General features: G+C 71.8%; 14 protein-coding genes and 1 pseudogene. 9 read left to right on the top strand and 6 right to left on the bottom strand.

All coding sequences use genetic code 11. The features are described 5' to 3' along the window. The first annotated feature begins 41 nt into the window (after nucleotides 1–41). From Ato02nite_RS01815 to Ato02nite_RS01805, 3 genes are all read left to right on the top strand, one after another. The gene (locus Ato02nite_RS01815) at nucleotides 42–1247 is read left to right on the top strand and encodes an ATP-binding protein (RefSeq protein ID WP_213004552.1); all 1206 of its coding nucleotides are present in this window, start codon (nucleotides 42–44) and stop codon (nucleotides 1245–1247) included. A gap of 28 nt (nucleotides 1248–1275) precedes the next feature. After that, a complete protein-coding gene (locus Ato02nite_RS01810) occupies nucleotides 1276–1821 on the top strand; it encodes a DoxX family membrane protein (RefSeq protein ID WP_213004551.1) in 546 nt (181 codons plus the stop codon). A gap of 110 nt (nucleotides 1822–1931) precedes the next feature. Beyond that, nucleotides 1932–3215 (top strand): glycosyltransferase 87 family protein, encoded by a 1284-nt coding sequence (locus Ato02nite_RS01805; protein WP_213004550.1) that lies wholly within the window; start codon nucleotides 1932–1934, stop codon nucleotides 3213–3215. A gap of 27 nt (nucleotides 3216–3242) precedes the next feature. On the opposite strand, the gene Ato02nite_RS01800 is transcribed toward Ato02nite_RS01805, so the two are convergent. The 4 genes from Ato02nite_RS01800 to moaC form a co-directional block, all read right to left on the bottom strand. Further along, on the bottom strand, nucleotides 3243–3668 hold the full coding sequence (locus tag Ato02nite_RS01800) for a molybdenum cofactor biosynthesis protein MoaE (RefSeq protein ID WP_213004549.1): 426 nt from the start codon (nucleotides 3666–3668) through the stop codon (nucleotides 3243–3245). Continuing rightward, complete coding sequence (locus Ato02nite_RS01795) at nucleotides 3665–4888, bottom strand: molybdopterin molybdotransferase MoeA (protein ID WP_213004548.1); 1224 nt, start codon at nucleotides 4886–4888, stop codon at nucleotides 3665–3667. The genes Ato02nite_RS01800 and Ato02nite_RS01795 overlap by 4 nt, the downstream gene beginning before the upstream one ends. Before the next feature lie 148 nt (nucleotides 4889–5036). Continuing rightward, nucleotides 5037–5537: a MogA/MoaB family molybdenum cofactor biosynthesis protein gene (locus Ato02nite_RS01790; RefSeq protein WP_213004581.1), complete on the bottom strand. Its 501-nt coding sequence runs from the start codon at nucleotides 5535–5537 to the stop codon at nucleotides 5037–5039. Further along, nucleotides 5510–6001: a cyclic pyranopterin monophosphate synthase MoaC gene (moaC, locus tag Ato02nite_RS01785; protein ID WP_213004547.1), complete on the bottom strand. Its 492-nt coding sequence runs from the start codon at nucleotides 5999–6001 to the stop codon at nucleotides 5510–5512. Before moaC ends, Ato02nite_RS01790 begins: the two co-directional genes overlap by 28 nt. Before the next feature lie 503 nt (nucleotides 6002–6504). Here moaC and Ato02nite_RS01780 point away from each other — a divergent pair. Genes Ato02nite_RS01780 through Ato02nite_RS01770 form a run of 3 tightly spaced genes read left to right on the top strand, consistent with a single transcriptional unit; the run spans nucleotide 6505 to nucleotide 10676 of the window. After that, the gene (locus Ato02nite_RS01780; RefSeq protein WP_246605973.1) at nucleotides 6505–9015 is read left to right on the top strand and encodes a putative bifunctional diguanylate cyclase/phosphodiesterase; all 2511 of its coding nucleotides are present in this window, start codon (nucleotides 6505–6507) and stop codon (nucleotides 9013–9015) included. Nucleotides 9016–9042: 27 nt separating this feature from the next. Continuing rightward, nucleotides 9043–10260: a glycosyltransferase 87 family protein gene (locus Ato02nite_RS01775; RefSeq protein ID WP_213004545.1), complete on the top strand. Its 1218-nt coding sequence runs from the start codon at nucleotides 9043–9045 to the stop codon at nucleotides 10258–10260. Nucleotides 10261–10283: 23 nt separating this feature from the next. Continuing rightward, complete coding sequence (locus tag Ato02nite_RS01770; protein ID WP_438873005.1) at nucleotides 10284–10676, top strand: TFIIB-type zinc ribbon-containing protein; 393 nt, start codon at nucleotides 10284–10286, stop codon at nucleotides 10674–10676. A 46-nt stretch (nucleotides 10677–10722) separates the two neighbouring features. Here Ato02nite_RS01770 and Ato02nite_RS01765 read toward each other — a convergent pair whose 3' ends face one another. Beyond that, complete coding sequence (locus Ato02nite_RS01765; protein ID WP_213004544.1) at nucleotides 10723–11868, bottom strand: SUKH-3 domain-containing protein; 1146 nt, start codon at nucleotides 11866–11868, stop codon at nucleotides 10723–10725. A 213-nt stretch (nucleotides 11869–12081) separates the two neighbouring features. Between Ato02nite_RS01765 and Ato02nite_RS01760 the strand changes: the two genes are divergently transcribed. Beyond that, a complete protein-coding gene (locus tag Ato02nite_RS01760; RefSeq protein ID WP_213004543.1) occupies nucleotides 12082–12369 on the top strand; it encodes a hypothetical protein in 288 nt (95 codons plus the stop codon). Further along, on the top strand, nucleotides 12366–14705 hold the full coding sequence (locus Ato02nite_RS01755; protein ID WP_213004542.1) for a toxin glutamine deamidase domain-containing protein: 2340 nt from the start codon (nucleotides 12366–12368) through the stop codon (nucleotides 14703–14705). Before Ato02nite_RS01760 ends, Ato02nite_RS01755 begins: the two co-directional genes overlap by 4 nt. A gap of 1 nt (nucleotide 14706) precedes the next feature. Here the strand turns inward: Ato02nite_RS01755 and dnaB are convergent, their stop codons facing one another. After that, nucleotides 14707–16161 (bottom strand): replicative DNA helicase, encoded by a 1455-nt coding sequence (gene dnaB, locus Ato02nite_RS01750; protein ID WP_213004541.1) that lies wholly within the window; start codon nucleotides 16159–16161, stop codon nucleotides 14707–14709. Nucleotides 16162–16529: 368 nt separating this feature from the next. Between dnaB and Ato02nite_RS01745 the strand changes: the two are divergent. Beyond that, nucleotides 16530–18659 (top strand): annotated as a pseudogene (locus Ato02nite_RS01745) (hypothetical protein); the annotation flags it as partial.

Here is an 18659-nt window from a genome sequence, read left to right as displayed (position 1 = left end):
TGTCTAGCGTTTTAGCTAGATGACCCGATACGGTGCTATCCGTGGATCCGGTGAGGAACCCGTACGCACCCGGCGCCGGTCAGCGCCCTCCTGAGCTGGCCGGTCGCGGCCGCGAGCTCGACGCGTTCGACGTCGTGCTGGAGCGGGTCGCCCGCGGCCGGCCCGAGCGCAGCCTGGTGCTCACCGGCCTGCGCGGCGTCGGCAAGACCGTCCTGCTCAACACGCTGCGCTCGGCCGCGATCGGCCGCCTCTGGGGCACCGGCAAGATCGAGGCCCGGCCCGACCAGTCGTTGCGCCGCCCGGTCTCGGCCGCCCTGCACATGGCCATCCGCGAGCTGGCTCCGCACCACCGCGACCCCGACCGGGTCGACGAGGTGCTCGGCGTGCTCAAGGCGTTCGCGCTGCGCTTCAACGACCCGAACGGCAAGATCCGGGACCGCTGGTCGCCCGGCATCGACGTGCCGCCGGCCCGTGGCCGGGCCGACTCCGGCGACATCGAGATCGACCTGGTCGAGCTGTTCACCGACGCCGCCTCGCTCGCCACCGACGTGGGCACCGGCATCGCCCTGTTCATCGACGAGATGCAGGACCTCGGCCCGGCCGACGTCTCCGCGCTGTGCGCCGCCTGCCACGAGTTGTCGCAGCTCGGCGCCCCGCTGATCGTGGTCGGCGCCGGCCTGCCGCACCTGCCGGCCGTGCTGTCGGCGGCCAAGTCCTACTCCGAGCGCCTGTTCCGCTACCAGCGCATCGATCGGCTCGACCGGGTCGCCGCCGACCTCGCACTGTGCGCCCCGGCCGCCCGCGAGGACGTGGAGTACGAGGCGAAGGCCCTCGACCTGCTCTACGAGAAGTCCGGCGGCTATCCCTACTTCGTGCAGGCGTACGGGAAGGCCACCTGGGACCACGCCCCGCAGTCCCCGGTGACCGACGCCGACGTGCGGGTGGCCGCCCCCGAGGCCGAGGCCGAGCTGGCCGTGGGCTTCTTCGGCTCCCGCTTCGAGCGGGCCACCCCGGCCGAGCGGGAGTACATGCGGGCCATGGCCATCCTCTCCGGTGATCCGGACAACGACATGGACGCGGCCGTGCCGACCTCGGAGATCGCCACCGCGCTCGGCCGCAAGCCGGCCAGCCTCTCCCCGGCCCGCGACGCGCTGATCAAGAAGGGCCTCATCTACTCGGGCGAACGGGGCACGGTGGCCTTCACCGTGCCGCATTTCGGCCGCTACCTTCGCACCCAGCCGGTGTGAGACCCGTCTGGCGGGTATAACCAGATTCATGAAGCCGGTACGCACCGCCGCTCGCGCCATGCTCGCCTCGGTCTTCGTGATCAGCGGGGTCCGAATCTTGATCAATCCGGGTGAAAATCGGGTGGAAGTCGCCCGCCGAGTCACCGACCGGGTCGGCCCGCTCCTGGAGAAGGTCGATCCGCGCATACCCAGCGACGCCCGCAGCCTCGTCCGGATCAAGGCGGCCTCCGACGTGGTCGCGGGCCTGGCGCTGGCCACCGGGCACCTGACCCGCCCGGCCGCCGCCGTGCTCGCGGCCGGCCTGGTGCCGACCACGATCGCCGGTCACCCGTTCTGGAGCGTCGGCAAGCCCGAGAGCGAGGGCCACCAGACCCAGTTCCTCAAGAACCTCGCCCTGCTCGGCGGCCTGCTGCTGGCCGCCGCCGACACCGAGGGACGGCCCGGCCTGCGCTACCGCACCAGCCACGCCGCCTCCCGCTCCAAGCACGAGGTGAAGCGCGCGGTCAAGACGGCCAAGCGAGAAGCCAAGATCGCCGCGATGTCGGCCGCCGCGGCTCGCAAACTGCCCGGATGACAACCTTGTCGCGGTCCCGGCGTTAAAGCGGACGAGGGGCCGCGCGGTTTGGTCTGCGCCTTCTAAGCTCGCGTCCCGTGCCCGGGGACGAGAGCGACGGGGGTCGCGGCATGCGAAGGTCCGCTTTGGTCGCGCTGGGGTGCTTCGGCGCCGGCTTGCTGATCACATGGCTTTTTGGGCGGTACGGGCTGAGCACGGCCGCCGTGGATCGGGCGGCCGTGCACGACTGGCTGACCGGGGAGAGCCTCTACCCCGGCCGGGTCGGCACGCTCCTCTCACCGCCGGCCGCGATCCTGTTCACCCCGGCCGCGTTCGTGCCGCTGCCGACGGTCGGCTGGCTGCTCGCCGTGGTCGGCGTGGCCGCCCTGGTGCTGGCCCTGATCGCGCTGGTCGGCCCGGTCGCCCGCCGCTACGGCCGACCCCGCGGCCCGGCCGTGGCGATCGCCGTGACGCTGGCCCTGCTCGTCGAGCCGGTGCGCGCCACGCTCGGTCTCGGCTGCCTCGACCTGCTGATGTTCGGCCTGGTCACCGCAGATGTGGTGGCCCTGCGCCGGGCGGCCTGGGCGCGCAGCCGGGCGGCCTGGTGGCCCGGACCGCCCGCCTCCCAGCCGCCGCGCGGTCGCCGGAAGCTGCGCCACTTCTGGGCGACCGGAGCCTGGGCCGGGGTGGGTGTGGGTCTGGCGACGGCGCTGACCATCAGCCCGGTGCTGTTCCTCGGCTACCTCCTGGTGAGCCGGCAGTGGCGGGCCGCCCTGACCGCGGCGGCCACCACCACGACCATGCTGGCCGGCGCGTTCCTGCTGGCGCCCGGCGCGACCGTGACCTGGTTCGGGTCGGTGCTGCCGAGGCTGGACCGGGGCGGGCCGCTCGACGCGCTCGCGAACCAGTCGCTGGCCGGAGTGCTGGCCCGGCTCTACGACTCGGCCACCACACCGGCGCTGATCTGGTTGTCGTTCTCCGTCCTGCTGGTGGCGGTCGGCATGATCCGGGCCCGGTCGGCGCACGCCGACGGTGACGAGATCGCGGCGTTCACCCTGATCGGGCTGACCAGCGCGGCGATCGGGCCGGTCAGCCGGATCCACGAGCTGGTGTGGGTGCTGCCGGCGATGCTGATCCTGGTGGACGCGTCGGTCCGGCGGCGGATCACCGTCCGGCGGTTCCGGCGGCAGCGGTTCCCCGGGGCCGGCTACGCGGTCGCGGCGGTCGTCGTCTACCTGCTGTTCGTGGTTGATCCACGATGGACGGCGGCCTGGGATGCGTACGCCATCGCGGTGATCGTCCTGCTCAACACCCTGCCGTGGCGTCCCGGCGTAGCGCCGGCCGTGCCGGCTCGCCGGCGCCCGGAGCCGGTCGCGCGCCGCGCCCCCGCCATTCCCGGACCCAGAGGCAGTTGACCCATTCCCTACCGGCCGATCCTGGGCCTACGGGCAGTTGACCCATTCCTCGGTGCCGTCGGCGAAGACCTGTCGCTTCCAGATCGGCAGCCGGGCCTTCACCTCGTCGACCGCCCGCGCACAGGCCGCGAAGGCGGCGGCGCGGTGGGCGGTGCTGACCGCCACGACCAGCGCGACGTCACCGATCGCCAGGGTGCCGATGCGATGCGAAACCGCGACCGCGTAGACCTCCGGGTCGGCGGCGATCTCGGTGGCGACCTCCCGGAGGATCGCCGCGGCGCTGGGATGGCCTTCGTATTCCAGGAGGGTCACACCGCGGCCGTGGTCGTGGTCGCGCACCACGCCCTGGAAGGTGACCACCGCGCCGGCCCGGGCCTCGGACACGGCCTTCTCGTGCGCGGCGAGGTCGAGAGGCGCGTCCAGCACCTCGGCGATGACGACGGTGCCGGTCACGGCCGCTCCCCGGTGGTCAGGGGCAACGGCAGGAACGGCACCAGGTCACCCGCGGTCGCCCGGGTGTCCGGGCGGATCACCAGGAAGCCCTGGGCGTTGGACAGGCCGCGCAACATCGCCGACCCGACGTGACCGACCGGGGTGGCCGACCGTCCACTCGGGTCGAGCCGAGCCAGGACCAGGTGCGTGAAATTGCCCCGGCCGGGAACGTCGGTGACCGCCTCGACCTGCGGCAGCACCGGTGCCGGGCGGCCCTGGAGACCGGCCAGCAGCGGCGCGACCAGGGTGACCAGCGCGATGATCGCGGACTGCGGGTTGCCGGGCAGGCCGGCCAGGAAGCGAGGGCGGCCGTCCGAACTCGGGACGCGGGCCAGCAGCATCGGGAAACCGGGGCGGACCGCGGCGGTGTTCACGATGTACTCCGCGCCCAGCTCGGCCAGGGCCGGGTGCAGGTGGTCGACCGGGCCGTGCATGGTGCCGCCGGTGGTGCAGACCAGGTCGGCGCCGGTCAGCGCGGTGCGGACCGCCGCGAGGTGCGCCTCGAGGGTGTCCTGCACCGGGCCGGTCACCGCGGCCGGGTCGACCGTGGCGCCGTAACGGCGCAGCCAGCCCGGCACCTGCGGGCCGAGCGAGTCACGCACCCGGCCGGCGCCCGGGGTGCCCGCCGTGAGCAGCTCGTCGCCGAAGACCAGCAGCGCGGCCCGCGGTCGCGGCCGCACGCTCAGCACCTCGTAACCGCAGGTGGCGGCGACACCGATGACCGCCGGGTCGACGGCGGTGCCGACCGGCAGCAGTTCCTCGTCCTTGTGCGCTTCCTCGCCCGGCAGCCGCCACTCGGGCGTCTCCCGGGGAACGCCGCTGACCAGGCCGGAGGCGTCCCGAGTGGACTCCTCGATGCGCAGCAGCGCCTCGGTGCCGGCCGGGACCATCGCGCCGGTCGCGATCTCGACGCAGGTGCCCGGCTCGTCGAGCGGCGCCGCGATGCCGCCGGCCAGCACCTGGCCGACCGGGCGCCACGGCTGCGGACCGCGCACCGCCCAGCCGTCGATGCTCGAGGTGGGGAACGCGGGCAGGTCGGTGAGCGCCCGCAGCGGCTCGGCCAGGGTGCGGCCATCGGCGTCGGGCAGCGAGATCAACTCGGTCGGCCCGGCGGCCCGGCGACCCGCCTCGTAGGCGAGGGCGCGGGCCCGCTCCCAGTCGACAGGGATGTCTTCGCTCACCGGTCGAGCCTATCCAGAGCGATCGTTCCGCGCCCGACCCAGGCGTCGCGGTGTCCACCTTCCCACTATGTGGACGCGGGGCGGTGTCCGACTTTGCACCATGCGTCTAGGACTCTTTGCGTACGCCCATGGGTCTAGTACTCCCGCGCTAGCCCTGCGGATGATCACCGCCGTTGATCTGGTCGATCACGTGCTTGAGCAGGGGACTCAGCACCGCGAGGCCATCCTTGGCGCCACCCGTGGAGCCGGGCAGGTTCACGATCAGTGTCCGGCCGGCTACCCCGGCCAGGCCGCGGGACAGGGCCGCGCCGGGCACCCGATCACGGCTGTAGGCCCGGATGGCCTCGGCGATGCCGGGGACCTCGAAGTCGAGCAGGCCCCGGGTCGCCTCGGGCGTGCGATCGGTCGGGGTGACACCCGTTCCGCCGCTGGTCAGCACCACGTCGACGCCATCCGCGATCGCCTCGCGCAGGGCCTGGGCGACCGGCTCGCCGTCCGGCACCACGACCGGGTCGCCGACCTCGCAACCGAGCTCGCGCAGGCCGCTGACCAGGCGTGGGCCACTGGTGTCGGCGTACACACCGGCCGCCGCGCGGTTGCTGGCGACGATCACCCGGCCCCTCACGGACGGTCCTCCGGGCGCAGCCAGTCGCCGGTCTTGCCGCCCTCTTTCCGCAGTACACGCACCGATTCGATGCTCGCCGCCGGATCCACTGCCTTGATCATGTCGATCATCGCGAGGCCGGCCGTCGCGACGGCGGTGAGGGCCTCCATCTCCACGCCGGTGCGGTCGGCGGTCTTCGTGGTCGCGGTGATCTCGACCGCAGTGTCGGTGATGGTGAGGTCGACCTGCACACCGTGCAGCCCGATGGGGTGGCAGAGCGGGATGAGGTCGGGGGTCCGCTTGGCCCCCATGATCCCGGCGAGCCGCGCGACGGCCAGCGCATCGCCCTTCGGCACACCTTCTCCGCGCAGTAGTGCGACGACTTCTTCGGTGGTGACGACGCGGCCGGCGGCGATCGCGCGACGGGCCGTGATCGTTTTCTCAGAAACATCGACCATGCGCGCAGCGCCCGTATGGTCGACGTGAGTCAGCGGGGATTCCTCGGGCATACCGGGAGTTTATAGAAGGTTCTCCGAAACTCCGGTTAGGTCATTCGCCCGTCGGGAACCACAATTTGTTCATGTACTACAAATGTTCATGATCTGTGCCCTGTTCCGCGCGCATGCTGACCTGCAGATACGCGAACGATTAAACAATCCGGAGGGTTAGCGAAACTGTACGGAGTGCTACGCACCGAGGCCTAGCCTCGGACGATTCCGAAGTAGCAGAGAGTTCTGTTTCAGGAACGCGCCGTAACTGCTTCTCGGACGATTCTCGCTTTCTGCGCATACCGACATAAAACGGTTCCCAACGCCCGGAAGCCTGCATAACGTCTCTCCCGTCGCGACGAACGAAAAGATCCGCGAGGCCGCCGAATTTCCCGCAGGCCTCACAACGCGAGGAGAGAAAATGCGTATCAACGGCTGGGAGTAGGGCAATGCGCGGACTGGCGCGCATGAATACGCTTGAGCCCGGGCCCCCGCCCGTTGCGCTCGGCGACAGGACGACTCCATTGCGGATACGAAGCTCCAACGACGACGCGACCGATCGGCAGCTATCGCTGCTAATCGGTCTCGTCGTCGTTCTGGCGGCCGGTGTCGCAACCCTGGACGTCTGGCACGCGGTGGTCACCCACGCGGCCATACCCAATCCGCTGCTGTTACTCCTGATCTACGCGGTCTCCGCCATCTCGTACCGCGTGAAGATCGTGATTCGGATCCGCTCCAGCAACAACGTCACCAGCTGGGGCGATGTCCCCATCATGGTCGGGCTCGTGCTGGTGCCGACGCCCTGGGTCGTGCTCTGCGTCACCGCCGGCCTGGCCACCGTCCGCATCCTCAACCACGGCGACACACGGAAGGCGATCTTCGCGGTCGCCAAGGAAGTCCTGGTGATCAGCGCCACCGGCGCCACGCTGCTGCTGTTCGGCGCGCATCCCAGCGCCGATCACCCGCAGGCGAGCGCCGCGGCGGTGGTCGTCGCCTACCTGGTCCTCTGGATCGTTGACGACCTTGTGTTCCATCCGGTCATCGCGGTCGCGTCCCGGACGACCATCCGTAAGGTCTTCCTGCACGACTTCGGTGGCCGTGTCTTCGTCCGCGCCGCAACCCTGGCGACGGTCGTCTACGTCATCGAGGTTCTGGTCAGTGGGGCCACCCTGCTGCTGCTCGCCTTCGTGCCGGTGCTCGTCGGCTGCGCCCACCTGTGGCGGTCCCGCCGGCTGCGCACCCAGCAGGAGCGCGATTCGTGGCGGCAACTCGCCGACACCACCGACGAACTCAGCTCCGTCGACCTCAATCAGGTGCTGCACATCGCCGCGGTCCAGGGCGCGAATCTCTTCTCCGCCGGCGAGGTCGAGATCGACCTGACCACCTCCGGTGTCGACCGGGTGGTGCGGGCCGGCACCGACGGCGTCACCTACGACGGTCCCGGGCCGCGGAAGTTCGACGGCGAGTCCTCGATCACCGCCGAGTTGGAGACCCGTGACCGCAGTTACCGAGCCGGCGAGCTGGTCATCGACTTCGACGGCAAGATCAAGCTCACCGAGTTCGAGCAGTACAAGCTGAAGACCTTCGCGTCCGCGCTGTGCACGGCCATCCGTAACGCCGCCGCCTACGCCGAGCTGCAGCGGATCAACGAGCAGAACGCCTACGACGCCGCCCACGACCCGCTCACCGGCCTGGCCAACCGCCGCGAGCTGTACGAGCGCGCCGACGAGTACTTCGCCGGCCGCACCGAGGACGGCGTGGTCGCCCTGCTGCTGATCGACCTCAACCACTTCAAAGAGGTCAACGACACGCTCGGGCACGCGGCCGGCGACGCGGTGCTGCGCGAGGTGGCCCGCCGGCTCGACGACGCCGCCGCCCCTGGCGATCTGGTCGCCCGGCTCGGCGGTGACGAGTTCGCCGTGCTGCTGGTCAACCTCATCACCCCGGCGCTGGCCACGCACCGCGCCGAGCAGATGCTCAGCGCGCTCGAGACCACCCTCGAGGTCGAGGGCATGCAGATCACCGTCGAGGCGGCCGGCGGCATCGCGCTCGCCCCCGGCAGCGGCGGCATCAACGAGCTGATGCGACGCGCCGACATCGCCATGTACCAGGCGAAGCGAGCGGGCCAGCAGACCGCGACGTACGCCCACGCGCAGGACACCGCCGACGTCGAGCGGCTCATGCTCGGCGGCGAGTTGCAGCGGGCGGTCGCCGAGCAGGAGTTCGTGGTCGACTTCCAGCCGATCGTCGACCTCGGCAGCGGCGAGGTGATCTCGGCCGAGGCGCTGGCCCGCTGGCAGCACCCGGAGTACGGCTACCTGACCCCGATGCAGTTCCTCGAGACGGTGGAGCGCTCCGGTCAGCTGCCCGCGTTCGCCGACGCCGTGCTCGACCAGGCGCTCGCCGCCTCCGGGGTGTGGCGGGAGGCGGGCTTCGACCTGCCCGTCGCCGTCAACGTGTCGCCCCGCAGCCTGCTCGACCCGCGCTTCCCGGCCACCGTGCTGACCCAGCTCGCCCGGCACGACGTGCCGCCCGAGCGCCTCGTCCTCGAGCTCGCCGAGACCCTGACGATCAGCCAGCTCGACACCGTCAGCCGCGCCCTCGACGAACTGCGCGAGGCCGGGGTCCGGCTGGCCCTCGACGACTTCGGCACCGGCGTCTCCCCGCTCTCGGTCCTGTCGCACATCCCGGTCAACCAGCTGAAGATCGACCGAGGGTTCGTCACCGCGCTGGAGACCTCCTCCGAGGCGGCCGCGGTGATCCGGTCGACCGTCGACCTCGCTCGCAGCCTGCACCTCACGGTGATCGCCGAGGGCGTGGAGAGCGAACCCCAGCGGCACGCGCTGTGGGAGCTGGGCTGCGTGGCCGGTCAGGGCCACCTCTTCGCCCGGCCGATGTCGTCGGTGCGGCTGCTCGGCACGCTGCAGCGCGGTTCCGGTGGCCGGCCGGGTGCGCTGGCGTCGGCCCTGCACGACGCCGGCGCGGTGGTCCGCATGCCGCGGCGACGGGCGTCCGGCCCCGGCCGCACCGGCTGATATCCCGGCTCTGCGACACTGGGCGGCGTGCCCAACCTGCTCACGCGCATCGACCGGGCGGGCGGTGGCCGTACGGCGGATTTGGTGGTCTATGCCCTGTCCGCCCTCTTCGCGTTGGTCACCGCACTCACCTCGACCCTGCTGCCACATCGTGCCTGGGGTTGGATCGCCTTCTTCGGCTACGCGGCCGCCGCCGTCGCCGTCTTCCTGGTGCGGCGCCTCCTGCTCACCTGGCTGACCTGGGCCGCGGTGGCTCTGCTGCCACTGATCGTCGAGTCCGTGCAGCGGGCCGGCGGGCGCACCGACCGGGCGCAGGAGGAGGTGCTGGTCGTCGAGCGGATGGGCGAGCGGCTCCTCCACGACGGCACGCCCTACCTGGGCCGGGACTCCCTGCTCGCGCTGCCGGCCGACGATCGGCTGATGGGCTACAGCCCCTATCAGCCGGGGATGGCGGTCTTCGGACTGCCGCGGGCCGTCTTCGGAGACTTCTGGTGGACGGACGCCCGGGTCTGGTTCGCGGTGGTCACGGCGGCGGCGCTGATCGCAGCCGTGCGTCTCCTCGGCTCCTCCCCGGCGGTGGTGCGCGGGCTGCAGGCGGCGACCGTGTTCCCGATCTGCGCGCTCACCCTGGCCACCGGGGGCGACGACATCCCGGTCATGGCGCTCTGCCTACTGGCCCTGGCCCTGGCCGCCGCCGACCGCTACGGGTGGGCCGGCGTGGCCGTCGGTGCCGCCGCCGCCGGCAAGCTCTTCGCCTTCCCGGTCGTCGCCGTGCTGATCGTGCTCGCCGTCGCCAATCGGCGGTGGCGGTCTCTGCTGCCCGGCGCGCTCGGCCTTCCGCTGCTCGTGCTGATCCCGCCGTTCCTGGTCGACGCGGACGCGTTCGTGGAGAACGTGCTGCGCTTCCCGCTCGGCCACGGCGTGGTGACCAGCCCCGCGCAGTCGCCGTTCCCGGGCTACCTGATCGCGCAGAACCTGCCCGCTGGGCGCTACGTCGCGTCGGCCCTGCTGGTGGCGGTGGCCCTGCTGATCGGTTTTTGGCTGCTGCGCCGGCCGCCGCGGACCGCCCGAGCGGCCGCCCTGATCAGTGGATGGGGCCTGCTGGCCGCGATCCTGCTGATGCCCACGACCCGTTTCGGCTACCTGCTCTACCCCGTGGCGCTCCTGGTGTGGGCGCCCGCTCTGACCTTTAGCCCCGCTGTGCACACACAGGAAGCACACAGCCGGAGGCCGCCCGGAAGGTGACACGGCCTTGTACCGTCAGTGAGATGCAGATGACCTGTCCGAAGTGTCACGGCGAGATGCGGGTGTACGAGCGCAGCGGCGTCACGGTGGATCAGTGCACCGAGTGCCGAGGCATCTTCCTCGACCGTGGTGAGCTGGAAAAACTCTTCGAGGCCGAGTCGAACTGGAACAGTCGGCAGGCCCCGTCCCGCCCGGCCGCACCCGCGGCTCCGCCGCCGGGCGCCTACGCCCCGCCGCCGCCCCCGCCGGCCCACGGCGGTTACGCGGCACCCCCGCCCGTCTACGGCCAGCCGGTCGCACACGGTTACCCCGCCGCCCCGGCCTATGGGCATCACGGCCACTACCGGCAGCACGGGCACCACGGCCACTACCGCAACAAGCGCCACAAGAGCTTCCTCAACGAACTCTTCGACTGACCTGTCCGCCCGCCGCGCCGACTCCATCCCGGGTCGGCGCGGGCGGTCACGGCCAGGAGCCGTCGTCGTGCAGGCGGTCAGCCGGGCCGTCGCCGGTGAGCAGGCCGGTCACGGCCTCATCCAGATCTTCGCCGACGAACCAGTCGCCGGCCTGGTCCAGGATGAAGACTCGCGAGCGCTCGTCGATCACCACGAGAGCGTCGCCACCCTCCACCGCCAGCGGGAAGACCGCCGCGCCGATCACCTCGGCGAACTCGGTGAGCGCCCGGTGCTGGCGGGCCGCCGGGAGCGGGTCGAAGGTCAACAGGCGGATCGCACGCCGGCGGCCCGGACCGCGTCGGCCGCAGCGCACCCCGGCAAACTCGGCCAGTGCCCGTCTCGCGGCCGGGAAGGCAGGCAGGCCGCTGAGCCGCTCCGCCTCCTCGATCGTGGTGGTCAGCGGCAGCTCGACGCCCAGCCAGCCACCGCCGGTCAGGACCCGGGCCACCTCGGACGGGAAACGGCCGGTCGGGCCGTCGACGCCGTGATGCCACTCGGAGGCATAGGCGAGGTCGGACGGCGGCAACAGGCCCAGATCGACGAGTACGGCCAGGCAGGTCTCGCACGGGCGAACGGGACCAGCCGCGTTGGGATCGCCCTGGTCGCGTACGAGAAAGGCATTGAGCCGGCCGCCTCGCAGGCCGCCCTCGTGCAGCGCGTCGGACGCGGCGATCAGTTCGGCGTGGCGCTCGGCGCCCCGCACCCGGGACGCCACCGGCATCGTGCCCAATCGGCCCTCCACCAGCGGGTGATGGCTGATCTCCTGGTCGCCCTTGGCGCCCTGGGCCCGGAACAGCCGGCCGTCCACAACGAGCTCGGCGACGGTGGCCGGGCTGGGCCGCCGGCGCGCCGACCGGCGCAGGGCCGCCCACGCGTCGACCGTCGCCGACGGTTTCGGCCGCCGCTCCCGATAGAGGGTGGCGAGGTCGTCGGGCGGGATGGCCGGCCACGTCGAGAGCACGCCCGTCTCCCGATCGATCACCGTGCGGGCCCCGTCGCCCGGAATCGGCAGCACATCGGGCGCCGGTCGGGTCCAGATCACCCAGCCGAGATCGAACTCGGCGAGGGCGGGCTCACATCCGTACCCCCGCTGTTCGGCCTCGCCACGCGCCCAGCGCGCGGCGATCTCCTCGGCCTCACCGCGAGTGATCATGGTGAATATCCTTCCTTGTGCGGAATGAAGTTACCGGATCGCCCAACGTGACGACGCCCGGTAAAGTCACCACGTTCGATGGCGGCGAACGGGAGTCTGAACCGTGGTAGACCAGGGGTTTTACGATCGACGGTCCGAACTGGAAGGTTCCCTTGCTCGGCCGAGCTATCCGGAAGCCGACAGTGCCTTCCGCGCTATCGGGGCCGATCCGCGGTGAGTGACGACGACGAGCTGGACTTCGACCCTGCGTGGCAGGGGGCACGGCTACTCAGTGCCGCCGGTCGCGAGCTGGGTGCGCAGCGTGACGTCTCCGGAGCGGCGGTCGCCGCCATGTCGGCCGTGCGACCGTGGGGTGGCGACGAGGCCGGGCGCGCCTTCGAGCAGCGGTACCGTCCGGTCGAGACGCAGGTCCTCACCGCGTGGCAACAGCTCGCGGCATATGTGGAAAGCCTCGGTGACGCCGCCGCCCGGGCCGCCCAGGACAACCTGGAGCAACCATGACGGCCCTGCCCAGCCCCATCCCGCACCCCCTTCAGCACCTTCCGTTCGACGTGCCGCGCTGGGTGCACGAGACGCTCGACTGGGTGATCGGCGGCGATTGGCCGGCCGGCGACGAGGCCGCCACCTGGGACGTCGCCGACCGCTGGTATGCGGTGGCGGCCGCCCTCGCCGCGCCGCACGAGGCCGCCTTCGCCGCCGCGGCCCAGATCATGACCGGCGACGGCAACAGCGGCTTCCAGGACGCGTGGCAACGGCTGGCCGGTGATCCTTCGGCGCCGCTCAACTCATTGATCGAGATCGCCCACGAGCTGGGTGGCGTGGTCGAGGAGTGCGGCCGGGATCTGGAGGCGGCCAAGCTGGCGGCCTGGATCGAGGTTGGCCTGCTCCTGACCGAACTCCTCGGGACGATGGTCACGACCGCGCTCACGCTGGGTGCGGCCGCACCGGCGGCCGGTGGGCTGTTGACCGCGGCCCGGGCCGCTGTCCGGGAGAGCGCGGAGCGCCTGACCGACCGGCTGGGTGCCGGGCCGGCCGCCTCCGGCGCCCAATTCGGGCGTACGGCTTCCGGGTCAGCCCCCGCCTCAGCGTCAGCCTCGTCCCCCGTCTCTGCCTTCGCCTTGGCCCCCGTCTCTGCCCCTGCCCCCGTCTCTGCCCCTGCCTCCGGCTCGGCCCCCGTCTTTGCCCCTGCCCCCGTCTCTACCCCTGCCCCTGCCTCTGCCTCTACTTCGGCCCCCGCCTCTGCCTCAGGCCCGGCCTCGCCCTCGGCTTTTGCATCTGCCTCCGCCGAAACAGAGACCCGCCGCCTGTTCCCGGCGGCGGATCGGATCAGCACCGGGGCTACCCGGGGGATCAGCGCCGCCGGTGTGCTCCGGCAGTCCTATTGGCCCGGGACCGTCAAGGGTGGTTCGCGGCCCGGCACGGAGGCGGGTGGAATTACGCGGCGCATTCCGCGGTCCGAATTGGAGCGAATTGCCGGGGAACGGCGGCCCGCTGCCCACGATCTTGTTGACCCGCCGCCGAAGTCCGGCCGGGCCGACGCTGCGGAACCGGGCATCCGGACCGTCGCCATCATCCCGCCGCGTCCGTCAGCACCCGAGCCGCCAGTCGAACATTTCGGATATGTCGCCGATGAATATGCCGGCTTCCTCGCGGCCGTCGCCGACGAGACCGGGGTGCGCATCCGTGCGTTGAGCCGGCTGGCCGATCTCGAGATCCTCACCGGTTCCCCGCTGGACGGCGAGGAACTGCGGGCGCGCTCGACGGCGCTTCGAACGCTCCTGACCGAGATCGAGTCCGGACAGGCCCGGGTCGCCGCCGGCGAACTCGATCCAGCCGTGATCGGCGATCCAGCCCTGATCGGCGATCCAGCCCTGATCGGCGATCCAGCCCTGATGGGCGAGCCCGCTGCCAGGCGCGATCCGGTGGCCGGAAGTGATGCGGCCGCCGGGCGGGAGCAACCTGCCCAGCGCGGCCCGGCCGCCGGGCGGGAGCAACCTGCCCAGCGCGGCCCGGCCGCTGACCGGGAGCCGCCTGGCGAACAACCCGAGCCGGGCGATGAGCGGTCCCGACTGACCGGGGAGGTCGAGCCGGCGCCGATCGACCGGACTCGGCGGTACGACACCTATGGGGGTTTGCGCGCGCCCCTCGCCGTACATCAGAAAGCGCTGGAAGACGCGATGCCGAAGGACGGCGACGGCCGTGCGGCGCGCCTGGCCGACCCGCGGTCGGGGCGATGGTTCGGCCTGGCCAACGGCGGTGGCCCAGCCGGCGACCCGACGCGCGGGCTGAACTGCCTCGACGCGGTGCTGGCGCTCTTCGACACCTATGTGCACGGACGGCCGCGGGTGGCGGCGGCGCGCACCTTCGACTCCTATGCCGCCGGCGACCCGGACCGGCCGATAGGCGGCGAACGGCACGGTTTACGGCGGGTCGAGCAGGCGACCGGCACGACGTTCCAGAATCTCTGCCCGTTCCTGGGTGGCGCCGACCCCGGCGCGGCCGAGCCGGCGGTCGATGCCGCCATGCAGAACTTGGCCAACCACCTGCACAACTCGGGTCACGGCGCGTTCGCCTTCATCCTGACCGACCTGGAGGGCGGCGGCTGCCACGCCTGGGCGGCGACGAACCACGACGGCACGATCCTCTTCCTCGACCCCCAGGTGGGCCGATTGAGCGAAGAGGTCCCGCTCTACCGCCATCACGGTGTGCCCTCGACCGCCAACGTCGTCTCGATGGACGCCCTGGTCGTCGACGGACAGGGCCGCCCGGCACCGCTGCCCTATCACGGCCCGGGTCAGTGGAGTACCGCGTCGGTGCTGGTCGCCGACGCGGGCTGACTCAGACGATCGCCATGTCGACGAAACGGGACAGGTGCAGCTGCGCCGCCACCGTGATCGTGTCGGTCGGGCCGTTTCGGTGCTTGGCCACGATGAAGTCGGCCTCACCGGCTCTCGGTGACTCCTTGTCGTAGTAGTCGTCACGGTGCAACAGGATGACGACGTCGGCGTCCTGTTCGATCGAGCCGGACTCTCGCAGGTCGGACAGCTGGGGGCGCTTGTCGGTGCGCTGCTCGGGACCACGGTTCAGCTGCGACACCGCGATCACCGGGCACTCGATCTCCTTGGCCAGGAGCTTGAGGCCTCGAGACAGCTCGGAGACCTCCTGTTGACGGCTCTCGGTCCGTTTCGGCGAGCTCATCAGCTGGAGGTAGTCGATGACCAGGAGCTTGAGGTCATGGCGCTGTTTGAGACGGCGAGCCTTGGCCCGGATTTCCATGAGGTTCATGTTGGGTGTGTCGTCGACGAAGATCGGAGCCTCGCTGATCTCGCCCATCCGGCGGGCCAGCTTGCTCCAGTCGTCGTCGGTGAGCTGGCCGGAGCGCAGCACGTGCAGCGGCACCCGGGCCTCGGCGGAGAGCAGACGCATCACCATCTCGATCTTGCTCATTTCGAGCGAGAAGATGGCGCTGGCGCAGTTGTGGCGGATCGCCGCGTTACGGGCGAAGTCCATGCTGGCGGTCGACTTACCGAGACCGGGTCGCCCGGCCACGATGATGAGCTGACCGGCGTGCAGGCCGTTGAGCAGCCGGTCGAGGTCGGAGAAGCCGGTCGGCACACCGCTCATGCCGCCGCCCGAGGCGCCGACCGCCTCGATCTCGTCGAGGGTGGGCTGCAGCATGTCGCCGAGGGCCGCGAAGTCTTCGCTGACCCGTTTCTCGGTGACGTCGTAGATCGCCTGTTGGGCCAGGTCGACGATGTCGTCGACATCGCGGCCGCCGTTGCCGCCGGCGCCGTAGCCGAGCTGGACGATCTTGGTGCCCGCCTCGACCACGCGGCGCAGGATCGCCCGCTCGGAGACGATGCGCGCGTAATAGGAGGCGTTGGCCGCGGTGGGCACGCTCTCGATCAGCGTGTGCAGGTAGGGCACACCGCCGATGCGCTGCAGGTCGCCCGAGTCGGAAAGGGCCGCGGCCACGGTGAGGGCGTCGGCCGGCTCACCACGCCCGTAGAGGTCGAGAATGACGTCGAAGATCGTGGCGTGCACCGGCCGATAGAAGTCGTGCACCTTGAGGATCTCGACGACGTCGGCGACGGCGTCCTTGGACAGCAGCATGCCGCCGAGCACGCCCTGCTCGGCCGCGACGTCCTGCGGCGGTGACTTGTCGTAGCCAGACGGGAACGAGCTGTCACCGCCCGGGCCGCCGCCGCCCTGGCCACCGCCGCGCGGCGGTCCGCCACCTGCCGGTTGTGCCGGTGGTCGTGACTCCGGCCGTGCGTCGTCGGTGATCGACACCCGGACTCCCTCCACTCGGCGATGCTGTTGCCTGAGATCAAACAGCCCGGGTGTGACACTTTTGGCTGAACCCGGCCATGATCGAAAAAAATCTCTCCGATCAAGGCGGCCCCACTCTACGAACCCGCCCGCCACCTGCCCAACTGCGCCGGTGGACGAGTCTCGGGACAACCTGTGGACATCCCGCCCCAGGCTGTGGGCAGGCCTGTGCACATCCTGGGGACAACCCTCGGAGTTTGTGCCACATGTGCCTTATCCAGCAGCGATAACGCTGTCCCCACCTGTGGAGAGGGAAAAAGCTGCCGCGCGTGAGCAAGCCGTCGCCCGGAGGCGTTGCGGTTCGGTCTCGCGCACGTCACGCTTTCTGGGTGGACCAACGGGAATGGGACTACGGCGCCCGCATGCCGCGGGATCGCCGCGCGGCACAGCCGTGGCCCTCCCCGAGTCCGGAAAATCCGGATTCCGACGAGCCTGAGCCGAAATGGTCGTCACTGACCGACACCGGCAGCATGCAGCCCAGCCCCGAGGCGCTCGCCTGGCAGCGCCGCGCCGACGCGTGGGCGCAGCAGGCCGAGTCCGATCAGTCCCAGGCGGTCGAGCCGGCCAACCGATACACCGACGTCGCCAAGGGCCGACCCGCGTTCCCGGCCGACGGCGTCGGCTGGCGCAGTGAGACCGCCGAGTGGCGGGCCACCGGCGCGCGCTGGCGGCAGACCACCGAGTGGCGCTCCACCACCGGCTCGCACGGCTGGCGCTCCACCACCGAGGCATGGACCGGCGGCAACAGCGCCTACGAGCCGCCCGCCGAGACACCGACGGCCCAGCCGGCCATCTCGAACACCCCGTGGTCCGACCCGTCCGGTGCCGAGCCTCGCCCGGCCTGGCAGCAGTTCACGTCACCGAGCACGACACCGACCACGGAAAGTTCGTGGCAGCAGCCGGCGCCGCGACCACCGGCCGAGAGCTCGCCCTCCTGGCAGCAGCTCGTCGATCCGAAAGCCGAGCAGCCCCGCCAGCCGTGGCAGCGTGACTCGATCGAGGGCACCGCGACCTGGAGCGACCTGACCGACACCCGGTCCGCGTCGACCGGCGGCACGCAGGACCGGGAGTCCATCACCAACTGGCTGCGCATGGACGACCCGGCCGAGCGACCGAGCTGGCAGACCCCGCGCGACGACGGACGCCATCTGGTCCGCGAGGACGACCGCGCCGCCTGGCGGCGCGACGCGGATCAGGGCGACGGGTCACCGCCGGTGGGTCGCCGCCGGGCTCCCGAGGGCGGATCAAGACCTTCCGGGGGTACGGGTTGGGCCACGCGCTCCGACTCGGACAACTGGGCCGGCCATGCCGACACCGGCAGCATCCCGCTGTTCGCCGACCCCACCACGTCGACCTGGTCCACCGGCGTCGACCCCGCCACCACCGGCCGGCACGACGTCTCGACGGGCCGTCGCGCCCTTCCCTCGGCTCCGTATGAGGACACCGGCCAGCGCGGGCAGGACCAGACCGGCCGCCGCTCCCGCCGAGACGACACCGGCACCGGTGCCCGCAGCGCCGCCGTTCCGATGCCGATCAGTTACGACGACCGGCCAGGCGGCCACGCCGCCGAGGCAACGCCCGGTCCGCGCCGCAACCGCTACGCCGACGAGGCGCCGGCCGCAGACGCCCCACGCGGTTACGCCGGAGAGCCGCCCGCGTCCGCCCCGACCACCGGCTTCGGCCGCGGCGGCGCCTACCCGGCCGAGTCCCAGCCGGCCTCCGGTCGCGGCGCCTACTCCGCGGACCCGTCGGCCGCTGCTCCGACGACCGGCTTCGGCCGTGGTGCTGCCTACCCGGCCGACTCCCAGCCGGCCCTCGGTCGTGGCGGTTACTCCGCCGACCCCCCGGCCAACGGTTATGGACGCGGCAACTACCCGGCCGACGCGCCACCAGCATCGGGCCGCGGCGGCTATCCCACCGACCCGCCGGCCGCCGCCCCAACTACCGGTTTTGGCCGAGGCAACTACCCGGCTGACGCGCCACCGGCTCCCGGCCGCGGCTATCCGGCCGATCCGCCGGCCGCCGCCCCCACCACCGGCTTCGGACGCGGCGGCTATTCCGCAGATCCGCCCGCCGCTGCCCCGACCACGGGTTATGGGCGCGGCAATCACCCCGCCGACGCGCCGCCGGCCCCCGGTCGCGGCGGCTACCCCGCCGATCCGCCCGCGTCCGCCCCGACCACCGGTTATGGACGCGCCAACCACCCGGCCGACGCGCCACCAGCCTCAGGCCGCGGTGGCTACTCCACCGACCCTCCGGCCACCGGCTATGGACGCGGCAACTACCCCGCCGACGCGCCACCGGCCCCCGGCCGCGGCGGCTACCCCGCCGACCCACCAGCTGCTGCCCCCACCACCGGTTATGGACGAGGCAACTACCCGGCCGACGCGCCCGGCCGGGGCGGTTATCCCGCCGACCCACCGGCCGCTGCTCCCACGACCGGTTTTGGACGCGGCGCC

The sequence above is a fragment of the Paractinoplanes toevensis genome, from assembly GCF_018332695.1.
Lineage (GTDB): Bacteria > Actinomycetota > Actinomycetes > Mycobacteriales > Micromonosporaceae > Actinoplanes > Actinoplanes toevensis.
This window is presented reverse-complemented; position numbering and strand designations above follow the sequence as displayed.

Bases quoted from the DNA above. Each gene is read 5' to 3' on its own strand.
- Ato02nite_RS01810 (WP_213004551.1), top strand. From the start codon at position 1,276: ATGAAGCCGGTACGCACCGCCGCTCGCGCCATGCTCGCCTCGGTCTTC.
- Ato02nite_RS01805 (WP_213004550.1), top strand. From the start codon at position 1,932: ATGCGAAGGTCCGCTTTGGTCGCGCTGGGGTGCTTCGGCGCCGGCTTG.
- moaC (WP_213004547.1), bottom strand. From the start codon at position 6,001: ATGCCCGAGGAATCCCCGCTGACTCACGTCGACCATACGGGCGCTGCG.
- Ato02nite_RS01770 (WP_438873005.1), top strand. From the start codon at position 10,284: ATGCAGATGACCTGTCCGAAGTGTCACGGCGAGATGCGGGTGTACGAG.
- Ato02nite_RS01765 (WP_213004544.1), bottom strand. From the start codon at position 11,868: ATGATCACTCGCGGTGAGGCCGAGGAGATCGCCGCGCGCTGGGCGCGT.
- Ato02nite_RS01755 (WP_213004542.1), top strand. From the start codon at position 12,366: ATGACGGCCCTGCCCAGCCCCATCCCGCACCCCCTTCAGCACCTTCCG.